The following is a 15,457-nucleotide window of genomic DNA, read 5'->3' as shown; positions in this document are numbered from 1 at the left end:
GGGCGAGAGGTAAAGACTGTGGAAGCACATATGCTGGAATGGCTGAACCTGAGCGTGCGCTGGGTTCATATGATCACTGGCGTGGCCTGGATCGGCGCGTCGTTCTACTTCGTCTGGCTGGAAAACAACCTCAATCGCGTCAACCCCAAAAGCGGTCTGGCCGGTGATTTGTGGGCCATCCACGGTGGCGGCATCTACCACCTGGAAAAATACAAACTCGCGCCGCCGTCCATGCCGGACAACCTGCACTGGTTCAAATGGGAAGCCTACTTCACCTGGATGTCGGGCGTCGCCCTGCTGTGCCTGGTGTTCTATTGGAACCCGAGCCTGTACCTGCTGGCACCGGGCAGCAGCCTGAGCGGGCCCGAAGGCGTCGCCCTGGGCATCGGCTCGTTGTTCGTCGGCTGGTTCGTGTATTCCTTTCTCTGCGACTCGGCCCTGGGCAAACGTCCTGCCCTGCTCGGCCTGATCCTGTTCGTGCTGCTGATCGCCGCGGCCTACGGGTTCAGCAAGGTGTTCAGCGGTCGCGGTGCCTACCTGCATGTCGGGGCGGTCATCGGGACGATCATGGTCGGCAACGTGTTCCGCATCATCATGCCGGCCCAACGCGCGCTGGTGGCGGCCATTGCCGAGAACCGCACGCCGGATCCGGCGCTGCCGGCCAAGGGCCTGTTGCGCTCGCGCCACAACAACTACTTCACCCTGCCGGTGCTGTTCATCATGATCAGCAACCATTTCCCGAGCACCTATGGCAGCCAGTACAACTGGTTGATCCTGGCCGGGATCGCCGTGGCTGCGGTGTTGGTGCGGCACTATTTCAATACCCGCCACGACAGCAACAAGTATGCCTGGACGCTGCCGGTCGGCGCTCTGGCGATGATCTGCCTGGCTTATGTCACGGGTCCCAAGCCCATGGCCACAGCGCCGGAAGTGGCCAAGGCCCCTGGTGTGATCGAGTACCAACCGTTGCCGGAAACGGCAGTGGGCGGCGGCGCAAAACCGGCGACGGCAGCGGCCGCACCGGCATCGACGCCGGCCCAGACCGCCAATGCCCAGGGCCCCTCGTTCGAGAAGGTCCACAGCGTGATTCAGGAGCGCTGCTCGGTCTGCCATTCGGCAAAACCCACCAGCCCGTTGTTCAGCGCCGCGCCGGGCGGGGTGATGTTCGATACCCCGCAGCAGATCCAGCAACAAGCCGCGCGCATCCAGGCCCAGGCCGTGGCCACGCAGATCATGCCCCTGGGCAATATCACCCAGATGACCCAACAGGAACGCGACCTGATCGGCGCGTGGATCAGCCAGGGGGCGCGGACCAACTGAGTCCCGCCGACATCAAACCTGACATCACCCGCTACACGTAATACCGCTGACAGGCAGACCGGCACACGACCGGTCGCCCGTCAGCGCCTGCCTGCGCCTCAACAATAAAAACAAGAGGAAAGCGTCAGATGAACCAGCCCCGCCATCACGCCCCAAATTCGCCACGAATGCGCCGTTGCAGGGCACTTGAGCCCATGAATGCAGGGCCGTATCCTGCGCGGCCGTTTGAATCCGGTGCCGCGTAAAACCAGCGGATCCTGACCGATACGCCAACTATTGCAGTGTTGGCAGATATCGGTTCCCGCTGAAGACACTTTTTCGATCGCTTCAAACCACTGAACAAGCCATTTTTCCGATTTATCCCGGTCTTGGCTCAGCTCTTGCTGTCAGCGCTTGTCACAAACAAAAAGCTGACCGAACGGATGTTTTTTCCGTAGAAAAAAAGCGCCACACCAGAGCGCTGATCTTAAAAAAATGCAGTACCACTTACCTTTGGGAGCAAACTGAATGAAACGTACGTCTACCCAGCTGATACTTGCAGGCTCTTTGCTGGCCGGGGGCCAGGCGATGGCCGATGACCTGCTGCAGTGGCAGAACAACAGTCTGAGCTACCTGTACGGCAAGGATTTCCAGATCAACCCGCGCATCCAGCAAACCGTGACCTTCGAGCACGCCGATGCCTGGAAATACGGCGACAACTTCTTCTTCCTCGACCGGATCTTCTACAACGGCCAGGACGACAGCAATTCCGGCCCGAACACCTACTACGGTGAGTTCAGCCCACGCCTGTCGTTCGGCAAAATCTTCGACCAGAAGCTGGAACTGGGTCCGATCAAAGATGTATTGCTGGCCATGACCTACGAGTTCGGGGAGGGCGACAACGAGTCGTACCTGATCGGTCCGGGCTTCGACCTGGCGATTCCCGGTTTCGATTACTTCCAGTTGAATTTCTACAACCGCCAGACCGAAGGTCCGCGCGCTGGCGACAATGTCTGGCAGATCACCCCGGTCTGGGCCTACACCATCCCGGTGGGCTCATCCGATATCCTGTTCGACGGTTTCATCGACTGGGTGGTGGATAACGACAGCAACGCCAAGGGCACCTACCACGCCAACCTGCACATCGTCCCGCAGATCAAATATGACCTGGGCAAGGCATTGAAGCTGGGCGCCAAGCAATTGTACGTGGGCGTGGAATACGACTACTGGAAGAACAAGTACGCGATCAAAGACAGCGAAGGCTTCAAGACCAATCAGAGCAATACCAGCTTCTTGCTGAAGTATCATTTCTGATCCACATCGATCCTCGATGCTCAGGAAATCTTGTGGGAGCGAGCCTGCTCGCGATGGCGGTGGATGCTACTGCATCACCCCGCCGTCACCCGCAAGAACCGGCTTAACTCCTCGCGCTGGGCCAACGCATCCTGGCGTCCCAGCTCGATCAGTTCACTGCAATAGCCCGCTTCGAACAGCAGATAACTCAGCACCCCGGCGCCGCTGGTCTTGGTCGCGCCCGGCCCGCGCAGGAACATACGCAGCGCGCGGGGCAATTCCAGGCGATGGCGGGCGGCGATTTCGTCGATCGGCTGGCTCGGCGAAATCACCAACACCTCCACCGGCGCCGCGCCCAGCGCATGAGCCGGCACGTCATCGGGCAGCAGATGACTGAAGCCATTCAGACGCTCCAGCAGCTCGATGTCGCTTTCCAGGCTGTCAATGAACGTGCTGTTGAGCATGTGGCCACCGATCTGCGCCAGGGTCGGTTGCTGGCCGGTGTAACTGCGCTGCAACGGCTCTGGCGAACCAAGGCCGCGCGGATTGCCGCTGACGCCGATGACCAGCACGCGATTGGCCCCCAGGTGCAGGGCCGGGCTGATGGGAGCCGATTGACGCACCGCGCCGTCGCCGAAATATTCCGGGCCGATCCTGACCGGCGCGAACAGCAGGGGGATCGCCGAACTGGCGAGCAGGTGTTCCACCGACAACTGGGCCGGCACGCCGATGCGCCGGTGCCGCAGCCAGGATTCGATGGTGCCGCGGCCCTGATAGAAGGTCACGGCCTGGCCGGACTCATAACCGAACGCTGTCACCGCCACGGCCCGCAGTTGCTGCTGCGCGATCGCCTGTTCGATGCCCGAGGCGTGGAATTGAGACTGGAGAAGTTCACGCAACGGCGAACTGTCGATCAGCGCCACTGGTAACCGGGCGCCCAGGCCCAGCAGGCTGTGGCTGATAAAACGTGTCGCCTGGGCAATCACGCCCCACCAGTCGCTGCGCATCACCTGATGGCTGCGCACGGCTTGCCAGAAGGCAGTCAGGCGCTCGATGGCGGTTTTGAAGTCCATCGCCCCGCTGGCCAGGCTGACCGCGTTGATTGCCCCGGCCGAGGTGCCGACAATCACCGGGAACGGGTTATCCGCCCCGTCCGGCAACAGTTCGGCAATCGCGGCCAATACCCCCACTTGATACGCTGCCCGAGCCCCGCCGCCGGAAAGAATCAAACCTGTCACCGGTTCAAGTGGGGTCATCGCAACGCTCCGTGTTCATTAAGTGGACTACAGGCTTAACCGCGTTTGTCATACAGCTTCGGCTCGCCCGGCGGACGACTCTTGAAGCGCCGGTGAGCCCAGAGGTATTGCTCGGGGCATCTGCTGACCGACTGCTCCACCCATCGATTGATACGGATGCAATCGGCCTCTTCGCTCTCCCCTGGAAAATCTTCCAGTGGCGTCTGGATCACCAAACGGTAACCCCTGCCATCAGCCAGGCGTTCCTGGATGAATGGCACCACCCGTGCCTTGCCCAGGCGAGCGAACTTGCTGGTGGCTGTGACCGTCGCGGCCTGGATGCCGAACAGTGGCACGAAGACGCTTTGCTTGGCGCCGTAGTCCTGGTCCGGCGCATACCAGATCGCCCGTCCCGCCCGTAGCAGCTTGAGCATGCCACGCACGTCGTCGCGTTCCACCGCCAGGGAATCAAGATTGTGCCGCTCGCGCCCGCGACGCTGGATGTAGTCAAACAGCGGGTTCTTGTGCTCGCGGTACATGCCGTCGATGGTGTGCTGCTGGCCGAGCAATGCCGCGCCGATTTCCAGCGTGGTGAAGTGCAGCGCCATCAGGATCACCCCTTTGCCCTCGCGCTGGGCCTGCTTGAGATGCTCCAGCCCTTCGACATGGGCCAGCTTCGCCAGGCGCGAGCGCGACCACCACCAGCTCATGGCCATTTCGAAGAAGGCGATACCGGTGGAGGCAAAATTTTCCTTGAGCAGGCGCTTGCGCTCGGCAGCGGACTTTTCAGGAAAACACAGTTCCAGATTGCGCTGGGCGATGCGCCGTCTGTCGCCGGCCACACGATACATCAGCGCACCCAATACACGACCGGCGCGCAGCAGCAGCGGATAGGGCAGCTGAACGATCAGCCACAACAGCCCCAGACCGCACCACAGCAGCCAGAAACGCGGATGAAAAAATGCAGCTCGAAAACGCGGGCGATCCATTACAGCTTCCATAAAGACATGGGCCGCGCATTCTACATCGTTCGACCCGGCTTGCGGCCCGGGGACGATCTCGTTATAAGTCTCGGCACTTTTAGTGACAAGCCGTTGTACGCCGACCATGAGCCAAACCGAACCGCTAGACCAAGATCCCGTGTTCCAGCTGAAGGGCAGCATGCTCGCCATTACGGTGCTGGAGCTGGCCCGCAACGACCTGGAGAGCCTTGACCGGCAGTTGGCGGCAAAAGTCGCCCAGGCCCCGAATTTTTTCAGCAATGCCCCGTTGGTGCTGGCGCTGGACAAACTGCCGGCCGGCGAAGGTGCCGTGGATCTGCCGGGCCTGATGCGGGTTTGTCGCCAGCACGGCCTGCGCACCCTGGCGATCCGGGCCAGCCGTATCGAAGACATCGCCGCCGCCATCGCCGTGGACATTCCGGTGCTGCCGCCCTCCGGCGCCCGGGAACGGGTGCTGGAACTGAGCCCGGTCGAGACCAGGAAAAAGCCGGAAAAACCACCAGAACCGACCATCAAGCCGACCCGAGTCATCACGTCTCCGGTACGTGGCGGGCAGCAGATCTATGCCCAGGGTGGCGATCTGGTCGTGGTGTCCTCGGTCAGCCCGGGCGCGGAACTTCTGGCCGATGGCAACATCCATGTATACGGCCCGATGCGTGGCCGTGCCCTGGCCGGTGTCAAGGGCGATACGAAAGCCAGGATTTTCTGTCAGCAGTTGAGCGCTGAACTGGTCTCTATCGCCGGGCAGTACAAGGTTTCCGAGGATCTGCGTCGCGACCCGCTGTGGGGGGCCGGTGTCCAGGTCAGCCTGTCGGGCGACGTGTTGAACATCATTCGGCTTTAACGGATACTGCCGCATTTTCCAAGCATCTCTAAAACGTAGCGAAAACGGCTTAAACGACGTAGGAAAAAGGATAAGGCAGTGTTTACCGGAGGTAGACCCCGTCCCGCATCCGATTCCAGCCAAGCCTGTCCAATTGCAGCAGTTTCAAGAGATGTTTTTCAGGGGCTGAAAAAGTCCTTTTTCCTTAGGGGTGAAACACCTTGGCCAAGATTCTCGTGGTTACATCCGGCAAGGGTGGTGTGGGTAAGACCACCACCAGCGCCGCTATCGGTACCGGCCTCGCTCTGCGCGGCCACAAAACAGTCATCGTCGACTTCGACGTCGGCCTGCGTAACCTGGACCTGATCATGGGTTGCGAGCGTCGTGTGGTCTATGACTTCGTCAACGTGGTCAACGGTGAAGCGAACCTGCAGCAAGCCCTGATCAAGGACAAGCGCCTTGAGAATCTGTACGTGCTGGCCGCCAGCCAGACCCGCGACAAAGACGCGCTGACCCAGGAAGGCGTGGAAAAAGTGCTGATGCAGCTCAAGGAAGACTTTGAGTTCGTGGTGTGCGACTCCCCGGCCGGTATCGAGAAAGGTGCCCACCTGGCGATGTACTTCGCTGACGAAGCGATCGTCGTGACCAACCCGGAAGTCTCGTCGGTACGCGACTCCGATCGCATGCTCGGCCTGCTGGCGAGCAAATCCCGTCGCGCCGAGAACGGCGAAGAGCCGATCAAGGAACACCTGCTGCTGACCCGCTACAACCCGCAACGGGTCAGCGATGGCGAAATGCTGGGCGTCGAAGACGTCAAGGAAATCCTCGCTGTTACCCTGCTGGGTGTGATTCCTGAATCCCAAGCGGTACTCAAGGCCTCCAACTCGGGTGTGCCGGTGATTCTCGACGATCAGAGCGACGCCGGTCAGGCGTACAGCGATGCGGTCGATCGCCTGCTGGGCAAAACCGTAGAGCATCGATTCCTCGATGTAACGAAGAAAGGTTTCTTCGAGCGCCTGTTTGGAGGTAGGTAATGAATCTTTTTGACTTCTTTCGTGCCAACAAAAAGCCAAGTACCGCCTCGGTCGCGAAAGAGCGTCTACAGATCATCGTGGCGCACGAGCGCGGCCAGCGCAGTACCCCTGATTATCTGCCAGCCTTGCAGAAAGAACTGGTGGAAGTGATCCGCAAGTACGTCAACATCGGGTCCGATGATGTGCATGTGGCGCTGGAAAGCCAGGGCAGTTGCTCGATTCTGGAACTCAATATCACCCTGCCGGATCGCTGATCGATCCTGCAGGTGCCCACGGCGGCTCCGGGTCCCAAAGTCCTTCCCACAGGGTTAGGAAAAAGGGCCCGAGCCGCCGTTGGCGTTTGTTACGAGACTGTTTGAATGCCCCTGTCCAACATCCGCATCATCCATCAGGACGCCGCCGTCCTGGTGGTCGACAAGCCGACCCTGCTGCTGTCCGTGCCCGGCCGGGCCGACGACAACAAAGACTGCCTGATCACCCGCCTGCAGGAAAACGGCTATCCGGAAGCGCGAATCGTGCACCGGCTGGACTGGGAAACCTCTGGCATCATCCTGCTGGCCCGGGATCCGGATACCCATCGCGAACTGTCTCGGCAGTTTCATGATCGGGAAACCGAAAAGGCCTACACAGCATTGTGCTGGGGCCAACCGGAGCTGGACAGCGGCAGCATCGACCTGCCCCTGCGCTACGACCCGCCGACCAAACCGCGCCACGTGGTGGATCATGAGCAGGGCAAGCACGCCCTGACCTTCTGGCGCGTGCTGGAGCGTTGCGGCGACTGGTGCCGGGTCGAACTGACGCCGATCACCGGACGCTCGCACCAGTTGCGCGTGCACATGCTGTCCATTGGTCATCCGCTGCTGGGCGACGGCCTCTACGCCCACCCCCAGGCCCTCGCTGCGTGGCCACGGCTGTGCCTGCACGCCAGCATGCTCAGCTTCACCCACCCGCAAAGCGGCGAACGCCTGCGCTTCGAGTGCCCGGCGCCGTTCTGAGAGACGCCACCGACACTGTGGCGAGGGAGCTTGCTCCCGCTGGGGCGCGAAGCGGCCCTAAAGGCTGACACCTCGGCATGCCTGCTTGATTGGGTTACCACTGTTGGGGCTGCTACGCAGCCCAGCGGGAGCAAGCTCCCTCGCCACGGGTTCAACAACCCAAGTTCCCCATATACCTACCCCTCTCCCCTCCCCATCGCCCCCCAATACGGTAAACTCCCGCGCATTGCTGTCTGGAGTTATTTATGCGCGAAGAGTTGAACCAAGGCCTGATCGACTTTCTCAAGGCCTCCCCCACCCCGTTCCACGCCACCGCCAGCCTTGCCCAACGTCTGGAGGCAGAGGGTTATCAGCGTCTTGACGAACGCGAGACCTGGGCCACCGAGGCCAACGGTCGTTACTACGTCACGCGCAACGACTCTTCAATCATCGCTTTCAAACTGGGGCGCAACTCACCGCTGCACGACGGCATCCGCCTGGTTGGCGCCCACACCGACAGCCCCTGCCTGCGGGTCAAGCCCCAGCCGGAACTACAACGCCACGGGTTCTGGCAACTGGGCGTGGAAGTTTATGGCGGCGCGCTGCTGGCGCCGTGGTTTGACCGCGACTTGTCCCTGGCCGGGCGCGTGACCTTCCGCCGCGATGGCAAGGTCGAAAGCCAGCTGATCGATTTCAAGGCGCCGATCGCCACGATTCCGAACCTGGCCATCCACCTCAATCGCGAAGCCAACCAGGGCTGGGCGATCAACCCACAGAATGAGCTGCCACCGATTCTCGCCCAGTTCGCCGGTGATGAGCGCGTCGACTTCCGCGCCGTGCTCACCGATCAACTGGCCCGCGAACACGGCCTGAATGCGGACGTGGTGCTCGATTACGAGCTGAGTTTCTACGACACCCAAAGCGCCGCGCTCATCGGCCTGCATGGTGATTTCATTGCCGGCGCGCGCCTGGACAATCTGCTGTCGTGCTACGCCGGCCTGCAAGCCTTGTTGAACGCCGACACCGAAGAGACCTGCGTGCTGGTGTGCAACGACCACGAGGAAGTCGGCTCTTGCTCGGCCTGTGGCGCCGATGGTCCGATGCTGGAACAAACCCTGCGTCGTTTGCTGCCTGAAGGTGAAGAGTTCGTACGGACCATCCAGAAATCCCTGCTGGTTTCCGCAGACAACGCCCACGGCGTGCACCCCAACTACGCCGACAAACACGACGCCAACCACGGCCCGAAACTCAATGCCGGGCCCGTGATCAAGGTCAACACCAACCAGCGCTACGCCACCAACAGCGAAACCGCCGGGTTCTTCCGTCACCTGTGCATGGCCGAGGAAGTACCGGTGCAGAGCTTCGTGGTGCGCAGCGACATGGGCTGCGGCTCGACCATCGGCCCGATCACCGCCAGTCAGTTGGGTGTACGCACGGTGGACATCGGTTTGCCGACCTTCGCCATGCACTCGATCCGCGAGCTGTGCGGCAGTCATGACCTGGCGCACCTGGTGAAGGTGTTGAGCGCGTTTTATGCCTGTCGTGAGTTGCCATAGCTGCCGTTGCAGCTAACCCCTGTGGCGAGGGAGCTTGCTCCCGCTGGGCTGCGCAGCAGCCCCCTGCATGCAGGTTTGCCAGTGCTGCGCACTGGAGCGGGAGCAAGCACCCTCGCCACAATGATGTCCGCCTCAAGATTCGAGGTGGCCATGACATACATCATCACACCCCGGCAAAACCCCAACTAGACTGACCTTATCCCCTCCGACAAGGCCGTCGCCATGATTCCGATGTCTGCGTTCAATGCCATGCTGGTGCCCATCATCGCCGGCATGATTCTGCTGGCCATCGGCTTCAACTTCCGAGACAAGAACGTCGGGGTGTTTGCCATGTGGATCGGCATGTTGTTGATCCTCGCCACGGTGGTGTTCAGGATCCTGGCCAAACTCAACGAGTCGATCTGACCTCACCTCAGGCAGCCGACGGTTGTTCCGGCACGTCCACCCCCACGTGAATCGCATCGTGACGCCAGAACTCCAGGTCACAATCGATCAACCGCTGATACTGGTCATAATTGACCCGGGCAATCCGCAAGCCAGGGCTGCCAACCGAGACTTTCAACGCCGCCGCCGCTTCAGGCTGTAGCGAGGTCGGCACAATCTCGAACTTCACCCGGCCGTAGTGCAAGTCGTAATGACGGGCGTACAACTCGGTGATGGACTGATTGAGGTCGAATTCGAGGATGTCCGGGAAGTACTGCGGGTTCAGGTAGTGCTCGACATACAGCACCAGCCGCTCATCGATACGCCGCACGCGGCAGATCTGGATCACACTGGACAGTGCCGGCAATTGCAACCAGGCACACACTGCTGCCGAAGCCGGCTGCAGACGGGCCGAGATCACCTGAGTGGAAGGCACTCGCCCCTGGGCAGTCACCATGGCGTGGAAATGGCTGCGCTGCATCAGGTTATAGGCCAAGCGTGGCGGCGAGACAAACCAACCACGGCGCTCCTCGCGATAGATCTGCCCCTGGGCTTCGAGCTGTAACAGCGCTTCGCGCACAGTGATGCGTGTAGTGCCGAACAACTCACTGAGCTTGCGCTCGGCCGGCAACTTGCTACCGGGCGCCAGCAAGCCATGGTCGAGCTGCTCCTGCAGGACTTGCCCGATGGTTGTCACCGCTTTGGTTGTCTCGATGCGCATCAACGTTACCTATCTGGACTAGACCAGCACTCTTTCGGGGCGAAATCGATGGAACATCCATCCGTTTCTCATGCTTGCAAGCCTAGGCACTGCACATGACTGGTAGATGACAGAACCGCCGAACGGTTCATTGCCATCCCTGCAAGTTAGCGGCCAACTCCTTGCAGATCAGCCGCTTAACCATGGTCTACGCTTAGTTGGCAGCCACTTTGCCCCCGCCTGGCACATGCCGGCATCTCCTGCACCGACATCAAAATGTCACAGGGCTCGCCTACATTGGCTCAGGTATTGCTGACCTAGACCAACACAACCGCAATCGCAGCGTTGAAAACGCCCATAGGAGCTTCGGATGAAACAGTTTTTCCTGGCATCACTGTTAGGCTCGACCATTGCCATGTGCACTGTTGCCATGGCCGCTGACACCGATTTGAAAACACTGGAAGCCGCTGCGAAAGCGGAAGGCACCGTGAACAGCGTCGGCATGCCCGATGACTGGGCGAACTGGAAAGCCACCTGGGATGACCTGGCCAAAATCTATGGCTTGAAACACATCGACACCGACATGAGCTCGGCCCAGGAAATCGCCAAGTTCGCCGCCGAGAAAGACAACGCCAGCGCCGATATCGGTGACGTCGGCGCAGCTTTCGGCCCGATCGCGGTCAAGCAAGGCGTGGTTCAACCCTACAAACCGAGCACCTGGGAACAGGTTCCAGACTGGGCCAAGGACAAGGACGGCAACTGGGCCCTGGCCTACACCGGCACCATTGCTTTCATCGTCAACAAGAAGCTGTTGCACGGCTCCGAAGTGCCAACCAAATGGGCCGACCTGAAAACCGGCAAATACAAGGTTTCCATTGGTGACGTGAGCACCGCCGCCCAAGCCGCCAACGGTGTGCTGGCAGCGGCCCTGGCCAATGGCGGCAACGAGAAAAACGTTCAACCGGCCTTGTTGATGTTCGCCGAGATCGCCAAGCAAGGGCGTCTGTCCATGGCCAACCCGACCATCGCCACCATGGAAAAAGGTGAAGTCGAAGTCGGCGTGGTCTGGGACTTCAACGGCCTGAGCTACAAGGCCAAGATGGCCAACCCGGATGATTACGTCGTACTGATTCCATCCGACGGCTCGGTCATCTCCGGCTACACCACCATCATCAACAAATACGCCAAGCACCCGAACGCCGCCAAACTGGCTCGCGAGTACATCTTCAGCGATGCCGGCCAGATCAACCTGGCCAAGGGCAACGCCCGTCCGATCCGCGCCGAGCACCTGACCTTGCCTGAAGAGGTCAAGGCCAAGTTGCTGCCCAACGAACAGTACAAAGGCGTGACCCCGATCAAGGATGCGGATGCGTGGGAAAAAACCTCCAAGACACTGCCGCAGAAGTGGCAGGAAGAAGTGATCATCAATATGGAGTGAGGCAATAGCTCCCGCTCGGAAATCCACTGGAGATCCAATTGTGGGAGCGAGCACTGTGGGAGCAAAGCTTGCTCGCGATGAACGATGAAACGGTCTTGCAGTTGAACCGTGTCGCCTTCATCGCGAGCAAGCTCGGCTCCCACAGAAGCTGGCTTCCACATCAGGTCCCTGGTGAATCCGAGTTTCCTGGTATCTGTCCGGAGTCCCGCTACCCATGAAGCACAACGTCATCCTGGTGGTGCTCGACGGCCTCAACTACGAGGTCGCCCGGCATGCCATGGGGCATTTGCAGGCCTATGTCGGCGCAGGACGCGCGGCGCTCTACACACTGGAATGTGAACTGCCCGCCCTGTCCCGTCCGCTCTATGAATGCATTCTGACCGGCGTCGTGCCCCTCGACAGCGGGATCGTGCACAACAATGTCTCGCGCCTGTCGAACCAGCGCAGCATCTTCCACTACGCTACCGCAGGCGGTTTGAGTACGGCAGCCGCGGCCTATCACTGGGTCAGCGAGCTCTACAACGCTTCGCCGTTCGTGGCCGGTCGCGATCGTCATACCGACAACCCCGAGCTGCCGATTCAATACGGGCATTTCTACTGGAATGACCACTACCCCGACTCTCATCTGTTTGCCGACGCCGAACACCTGCGTCAGCGCTACCTGCCGAATTTTTTGCTGGTGCATCCCATGAACATCGACGATGCCGGCCACAAGCACGGCCTCGACACCCCGCAATACCGCAACAGCGCCCGCTCGGCCGACATCAACCTGGCGGTTTACCTGCAAGCCTGGCTCGACGCCGGATACCAGGTGCTGGTGACATCCGACCACGGCATGAACAACGACCGCTCCCACAACGGCCTGCTGGCTGAAGAACGGGAAGTGCCACTGTTTGTGCTGGGCAACGGCTTCAGCCTCAACCCCAACGCCGCACCCCGGCAGACTGAACTGTGCGGCACCATTTGCCAGTTGCTCGGCGTTGCCCACGACAAACCCTATTGCCAGGAGTTGCTCAAGTGAATGCCATGACGCGCGGCAAATGGCTGGCAGCGTTGTGCCTGGTGCCCTTCGCGATTTTCTTCATCGTGTTCCAGATCGCGCCGCTGCTTTGGGTGCTGGTCAACAGCCTGGAATCGGAAGAGTTCGGCTGGGGCCTGGCCAATTTCAGCAAGATTTTCAGTTCGAAGTTCTACCGCCAAGCGATCCAGCACAGCCTGGAAATCAGTTTCTGGTCCAGCGTGTTCGGCATCATCATCGCCGTGCTGGGCAGCTATTCCCTGCGTCGGGTCGATTCGCGCCTGCGCAACTTCGTCAACGCCTTCGCCAACATGACCAGCAACTTCGCCGGCGTGCCCCTGGCCTTCGCCTTCATCATTTTGCTGGGGTTCAACGGCAGCATCACGATCATGCTCAAACAGGCGGGGATCATTGAAGATTTCAACCTGTACTCGAAAACCGGGCTGATCATCCTCTACACCTACTTCCAGATTCCCCTGGGCGTACTGCTGCTCTACCCGGCCTTCGACGCGCTGCGCGAGGACTGGCGCGAATCCGCTGCGCTGCTGGGCGCCAACGGCTGGCAGTTCTGGCGGCACATCGGCTTGCCGGTGCTGACCCCGGCGCTGCTGGGCACGTTCGTGATCCTGCTGGCCAATGCGCTCGGTGCCTACGCCACGGTGTATGCGCTAACCACCGGTAACTTCAACGTCCTGCCGATTCGCATCGCCGCCATGGTCTCCGGGGACATTTCCCTCGACCCGAACATGGCCAGCGCCCTGGCCGTGGTGCTGGTGGCGCTGATGACCCTGGTGACCGTCGTCCATCAGTTGCTGCTCAAGAGGAGCTACCATGTCTCGCGCTGAATCGAGCTCTACCGGGCTCTATCATCGGCTGGTGGTGTATTTGCTGTTCGCCATCCTGCTGTTGCCCCTGGCCGGCACGCTGATCTACTCCATCGCCAGCAGTTGGTCGGCCACCGTGCTGCCCAGCGGTTTCACCTTCAAGTGGTACGTGCAGTTGTGGAGCGATCCGCGTTTTCTCAACGCCTTCGGTCAATCGCTGATCGTCTGCGTCGGGGCGCTGGTGCTGTCCGTGGTACTGATCCTGCCCCTGCTGTTTGTGGTGCATTACCACTTTCCAAAGCTCGACGCACTGATGAACATCCTCATCCTGCTGCCCTTCGCGGTGCCGCCGGTAGTGTCTTCAGTGGGGCTGTTGCAACTCTACGGTTCCGGGCCGCTGGCGATGGTGGGCACGCCGTGGATCCTGATCGGTTGCTACTTCACCGTTGCCCTGCCATTCATGTATCGGGCGATCACCAACAACCTGCAAGCCATCAACCTGCGCGACCTCATGGACGCCGCCCAACTGCTAGGCGCCAGCACGTTCCAGGCGGCTTTGCTGGTGGTACTGCCGAACTTGCGCAAGGGCTTGATGGTGGCGTTGCTGCTGTCTTTCTCGTTTCTGTTCGGTGAGTTCGTGTTTGCCAACATTCTCGTCGGCACTCGCTATGAAACCCTGCAGGTGTACCTGAACAACATGCGCAACAGCAGCGGCCACTTCACCAGTGCGCTGGTGATTTCCTACTTCTTCTTCGTACTGGTCCTGACCTGGGCGGCCAACATCTTGAACAAGGACAAAAGCCAATGAGCTACGTCAGCGTCCAACACCTGCAAAAAAGCTATGCCGGCACACCGGTGTTCAGCGACATCAATTGCGAAATCCACAAGGGCGAGTTCGTCACCCTCCTCGGCCCTTCCGGCTGCGGCAAGTCCACACTGCTGCGCTGCATTGCCGGCCTGACCGCGGTGGATGCCGGACAGATCCTTCTGGACGGACAGGACATCGTCCCGCTGAGCCCGCAGAAACGCGGGATCGGCATGGTGTTCCAGAGCTACGCCTTGTTTCCCAACATGACCGTGGAACAGAACGTCGCCTTCGGCCTGCGCATGCAAAAGGTTGCGACCGAGGACAGCCGCCAACGGGTACTGGAGATTTTGCGGCTGGTGGAGCTGCACGACTTCGCCGCTCGCTACCCCCATCAACTTTCCGGCGGCCAATGCCAGCGCGTGGCCCTGGCCCGCTCCCTGGTGACCCGCCCGCGCCTGTTGCTGCTGGACGAGCCGCTGTCGGCCCTGGATGCACGGATTCGCAAACATTTGCGCGAGCAGATCCGACAGATACAACGCGAACTGGGCCTGACCACGATCTTCGTCACACACGATCAGGAAGAAGCGCTGACCATGTCCGACCGGATTTTCCTGATGAACCAGGGAAAGATCGTACAAAGCGGCGATGCCGAAACCCTTTACACTGCGCCGGTCGATGTCTTTGCCGCCGGCTTCATCGGCAACTACAACCTGCTGGACGCCGACAGCGCCAGCAAACTGCTGCAACGGCCAGTGACCGGTCGCATCGCCATTCGCCCGGAGGCCATTGAACTGAGCCGCAGCGGCGAGCCCGATGCCCTGATCCGCAGCCACAGCCTGCTGGGCAACGTGATCCGCTACCGGGTCGAGGCTCGCGGCGTAGAGCTGGTGGTCGACGTGCTCAATCGTTCCGCCGCCGATTTGCACCCCGATGGCACACGACTGTCACTTTCCATCGATTCGACGGCGCTGTGTGAGGTAGCCTGATGGCTTTATTGATTTTGAAGTTGATTTTGAAAAGGGAAACGCGCT

Annotated in this window: 16 protein-coding genes; 13 read left to right on the top strand and 3 right to left on the bottom strand. The window is 60.5% G+C overall.

Features of this window, described 5'->3' with window-relative positions; genetic code table 11:
* Positions 1–18 precede the first annotated feature (18 nt).
* Together PSEUDOMOFG3G_RS05485 and PSEUDOMOFG3G_RS05480 are read left to right on the top strand one after the other, a co-directional pair.
* Complete coding sequence (locus PSEUDOMOFG3G_RS05485) at positions 19–1,320, top strand: urate hydroxylase PuuD (RefSeq protein WP_139049411.1); 1,302 nt, start codon at positions 19–21, stop codon at positions 1,318–1,320.
* A gap of 507 nt (positions 1,321–1,827) precedes the next feature.
* Positions 1,828–2,613: an outer membrane protein OmpK gene (locus PSEUDOMOFG3G_RS05480; RefSeq protein ID WP_139049410.1), complete on the top strand. Its 786-nt coding sequence runs from the start codon at positions 1,828–1,830 to the stop codon at positions 2,611–2,613.
* 74 nt (positions 2,614–2,687) lie between these two features.
* Here PSEUDOMOFG3G_RS05480 and PSEUDOMOFG3G_RS05475 read toward each other — a convergent pair whose 3' ends face one another.
* Both PSEUDOMOFG3G_RS05475 and PSEUDOMOFG3G_RS05470 read right to left on the bottom strand, forming a co-directional pair.
* Positions 2,688–3,848, bottom strand: coding sequence for a patatin-like phospholipase family protein (locus PSEUDOMOFG3G_RS05475; RefSeq protein WP_139049409.1), 1,161 nt, complete (start codon positions 3,846–3,848; stop codon positions 2,688–2,690).
* Positions 3,849–3,883: 35 nt separating this feature from the next.
* Positions 3,884–4,816 carry a lipid A biosynthesis lauroyl acyltransferase gene (locus tag PSEUDOMOFG3G_RS05470; RefSeq protein WP_139049408.1) on the bottom strand — a complete coding sequence of 311 codons (933 nt, stop codon included), beginning with the start codon at positions 4,814–4,816 and terminating at the stop codon, positions 3,884–3,886.
* 118 nt (positions 4,817–4,934) lie between these two features.
* Between PSEUDOMOFG3G_RS05470 and minC the strand changes: the two genes are divergently transcribed.
* From minC to PSEUDOMOFG3G_RS05440, 6 genes are all read left to right on the top strand, one after another.
* On the top strand, positions 4,935–5,672 hold the full coding sequence (gene minC, locus PSEUDOMOFG3G_RS05465; RefSeq protein ID WP_139049407.1) for a septum site-determining protein MinC: 738 nt from the start codon (positions 4,935–4,937) through the stop codon (positions 5,670–5,672).
* A 200-nt stretch (positions 5,673–5,872) separates the two neighbouring features.
* The gene (gene minD, locus PSEUDOMOFG3G_RS05460) at positions 5,873–6,685 is read left to right on the top strand and encodes a septum site-determining protein MinD (protein WP_042728954.1); all 813 of its coding nucleotides are present in this window, start codon (positions 5,873–5,875) and stop codon (positions 6,683–6,685) included.
* Positions 6,685–6,939, top strand: a complete 255-nt coding sequence (gene minE / locus PSEUDOMOFG3G_RS05455; protein ID WP_003179111.1) for a cell division topological specificity factor MinE — start codon at positions 6,685–6,687, stop codon at positions 6,937–6,939. Before minD ends, minE begins: the two co-directional genes overlap by 1 nt.
* A 105-nt stretch (positions 6,940–7,044) precedes the next feature.
* Positions 7,045–7,680 carry an RluA family pseudouridine synthase gene (locus PSEUDOMOFG3G_RS05450; RefSeq protein ID WP_018612476.1) on the top strand — a complete coding sequence of 212 codons (636 nt, stop codon included), beginning with the start codon at positions 7,045–7,047 and terminating at the stop codon, positions 7,678–7,680.
* Positions 7,681–7,925: 245 nt separating this feature from the next.
* Positions 7,926–9,215: a M18 family aminopeptidase gene (locus tag PSEUDOMOFG3G_RS05445; RefSeq protein ID WP_047229643.1), complete on the top strand. Its 1,290-nt coding sequence runs from the start codon at positions 7,926–7,928 to the stop codon at positions 9,213–9,215.
* Between the two features lie 222 nt (positions 9,216–9,437).
* Complete coding sequence (locus tag PSEUDOMOFG3G_RS05440; protein ID WP_047229644.1) at positions 9,438–9,620, top strand: hypothetical protein; 183 nt, start codon at positions 9,438–9,440, stop codon at positions 9,618–9,620.
* A 7-nt stretch (positions 9,621–9,627) separates the two neighbouring features.
* Here PSEUDOMOFG3G_RS05440 and PSEUDOMOFG3G_RS05435 read toward each other — a convergent pair whose 3' ends face one another.
* A complete protein-coding gene (locus PSEUDOMOFG3G_RS05435) occupies positions 9,628–10,359 on the bottom strand; it encodes a UTRA domain-containing protein (RefSeq protein WP_139049406.1) in 732 nt (243 codons plus the stop codon).
* Positions 10,360–10,708: 349 nt separating this feature from the next.
* On the opposite strand from PSEUDOMOFG3G_RS05435, the gene PSEUDOMOFG3G_RS05430 reads away from it, so the two are divergent.
* The 5 genes from PSEUDOMOFG3G_RS05430 to PSEUDOMOFG3G_RS05410 all read left to right on the top strand — a co-directional run bounded on the left by PSEUDOMOFG3G_RS05430 (position 10,709) and on the right by PSEUDOMOFG3G_RS05410 (position 15,412).
* Positions 10,709–11,776, top strand: a complete 1,068-nt coding sequence (locus PSEUDOMOFG3G_RS05430) for an ABC transporter substrate-binding protein (RefSeq protein ID WP_047229646.1) — start codon at positions 10,709–10,711, stop codon at positions 11,774–11,776.
* Positions 11,777–11,990: 214 nt separating this feature from the next.
* Positions 11,991–12,797 carry an alkaline phosphatase family protein gene (locus PSEUDOMOFG3G_RS05425; RefSeq protein WP_107321756.1) on the top strand — a complete coding sequence of 269 codons (807 nt, stop codon included), beginning with the start codon at positions 11,991–11,993 and terminating at the stop codon, positions 12,795–12,797.
* 5 nt (positions 12,798–12,802) lie between these two features.
* Positions 12,803–13,639, top strand: coding sequence for an ABC transporter permease subunit (locus PSEUDOMOFG3G_RS05420; protein ID WP_160893164.1), 837 nt, complete (start codon positions 12,803–12,805; stop codon positions 13,637–13,639).
* Positions 13,626–14,426 carry an ABC transporter permease gene (locus PSEUDOMOFG3G_RS05415; RefSeq protein ID WP_139049405.1) on the top strand — a complete coding sequence of 267 codons (801 nt, stop codon included), beginning with the start codon at positions 13,626–13,628 and terminating at the stop codon, positions 14,424–14,426. Before PSEUDOMOFG3G_RS05420 ends, PSEUDOMOFG3G_RS05415 begins: the two co-directional genes overlap by 14 nt.
* Complete coding sequence (locus PSEUDOMOFG3G_RS05410) at positions 14,423–15,412, top strand: ABC transporter ATP-binding protein (protein WP_047229650.1); 990 nt, start codon at positions 14,423–14,425, stop codon at positions 15,410–15,412. The genes PSEUDOMOFG3G_RS05415 and PSEUDOMOFG3G_RS05410 overlap by 4 nt, the downstream gene beginning before the upstream one ends.
* Positions 15,413–15,457 lie beyond the last annotated feature (45 nt).

This window comes from Pseudomonas sp. FG-3G, assembly GCF_901007645.1.
Classification (GTDB): domain Bacteria; phylum Pseudomonadota; class Gammaproteobacteria; order Pseudomonadales; family Pseudomonadaceae; genus Aquipseudomonas; species Aquipseudomonas rhizophila.
The sequence above is the reverse complement of the archived record's forward strand: the minus strand, read 5'-3'. Positions and strand labels throughout refer to the sequence as shown.

Excerpts from the sequence above, each read along its gene's own strand:
- PSEUDOMOFG3G_RS05430 (WP_047229646.1), top strand. The coding sequence starts at position 10,709 with ATGAAACAGTTTTTCCTGGCATCACTGTTAGGCTCGACCATTGCCATG.
- PSEUDOMOFG3G_RS05445 (WP_047229643.1), top strand. The coding sequence starts at position 7,926 with ATGCGCGAAGAGTTGAACCAAGGCCTGATCGACTTTCTCAAGGCCTCC.
- minC (WP_139049407.1), top strand. The coding sequence starts at position 4,935 with ATGAGCCAAACCGAACCGCTAGACCAAGATCCCGTGTTCCAGCTGAAG.
- PSEUDOMOFG3G_RS05435 (WP_139049406.1), bottom strand. The coding sequence starts at position 10,359 with ATGCGCATCGAGACAACCAAAGCGGTGACAACCATCGGGCAAGTCCTG.
- PSEUDOMOFG3G_RS05410 (WP_047229650.1), top strand. The coding sequence starts at position 14,423 with ATGAGCTACGTCAGCGTCCAACACCTGCAAAAAAGCTATGCCGGCACA.
- PSEUDOMOFG3G_RS05420 (WP_160893164.1), top strand. The coding sequence starts at position 12,803 with ATGACGCGCGGCAAATGGCTGGCAGCGTTGTGCCTGGTGCCCTTCGCG.
- PSEUDOMOFG3G_RS05470 (WP_139049408.1), bottom strand. The coding sequence starts at position 4,816 with ATGGATCGCCCGCGTTTTCGAGCTGCATTTTTTCATCCGCGTTTCTGG.
- PSEUDOMOFG3G_RS05440 (WP_047229644.1), top strand. The coding sequence starts at position 9,438 with ATGATTCCGATGTCTGCGTTCAATGCCATGCTGGTGCCCATCATCGCC.
- minE (WP_003179111.1), top strand. The coding sequence starts at position 6,685 with ATGAATCTTTTTGACTTCTTTCGTGCCAACAAAAAGCCAAGTACCGCC.
- PSEUDOMOFG3G_RS05475 (WP_139049409.1), bottom strand. The coding sequence starts at position 3,848 with ATGACCCCACTTGAACCGGTGACAGGTTTGATTCTTTCCGGCGGCGGG.
- PSEUDOMOFG3G_RS05450 (WP_018612476.1), top strand. The coding sequence starts at position 7,045 with ATGCCCCTGTCCAACATCCGCATCATCCATCAGGACGCCGCCGTCCTG.
- PSEUDOMOFG3G_RS05425 (WP_107321756.1), top strand. The coding sequence starts at position 11,991 with ATGAAGCACAACGTCATCCTGGTGGTGCTCGACGGCCTCAACTACGAG.
- PSEUDOMOFG3G_RS05480 (WP_139049410.1), top strand. The coding sequence starts at position 1,828 with ATGAAACGTACGTCTACCCAGCTGATACTTGCAGGCTCTTTGCTGGCC.
- PSEUDOMOFG3G_RS05415 (WP_139049405.1), top strand. The coding sequence starts at position 13,626 with ATGTCTCGCGCTGAATCGAGCTCTACCGGGCTCTATCATCGGCTGGTG.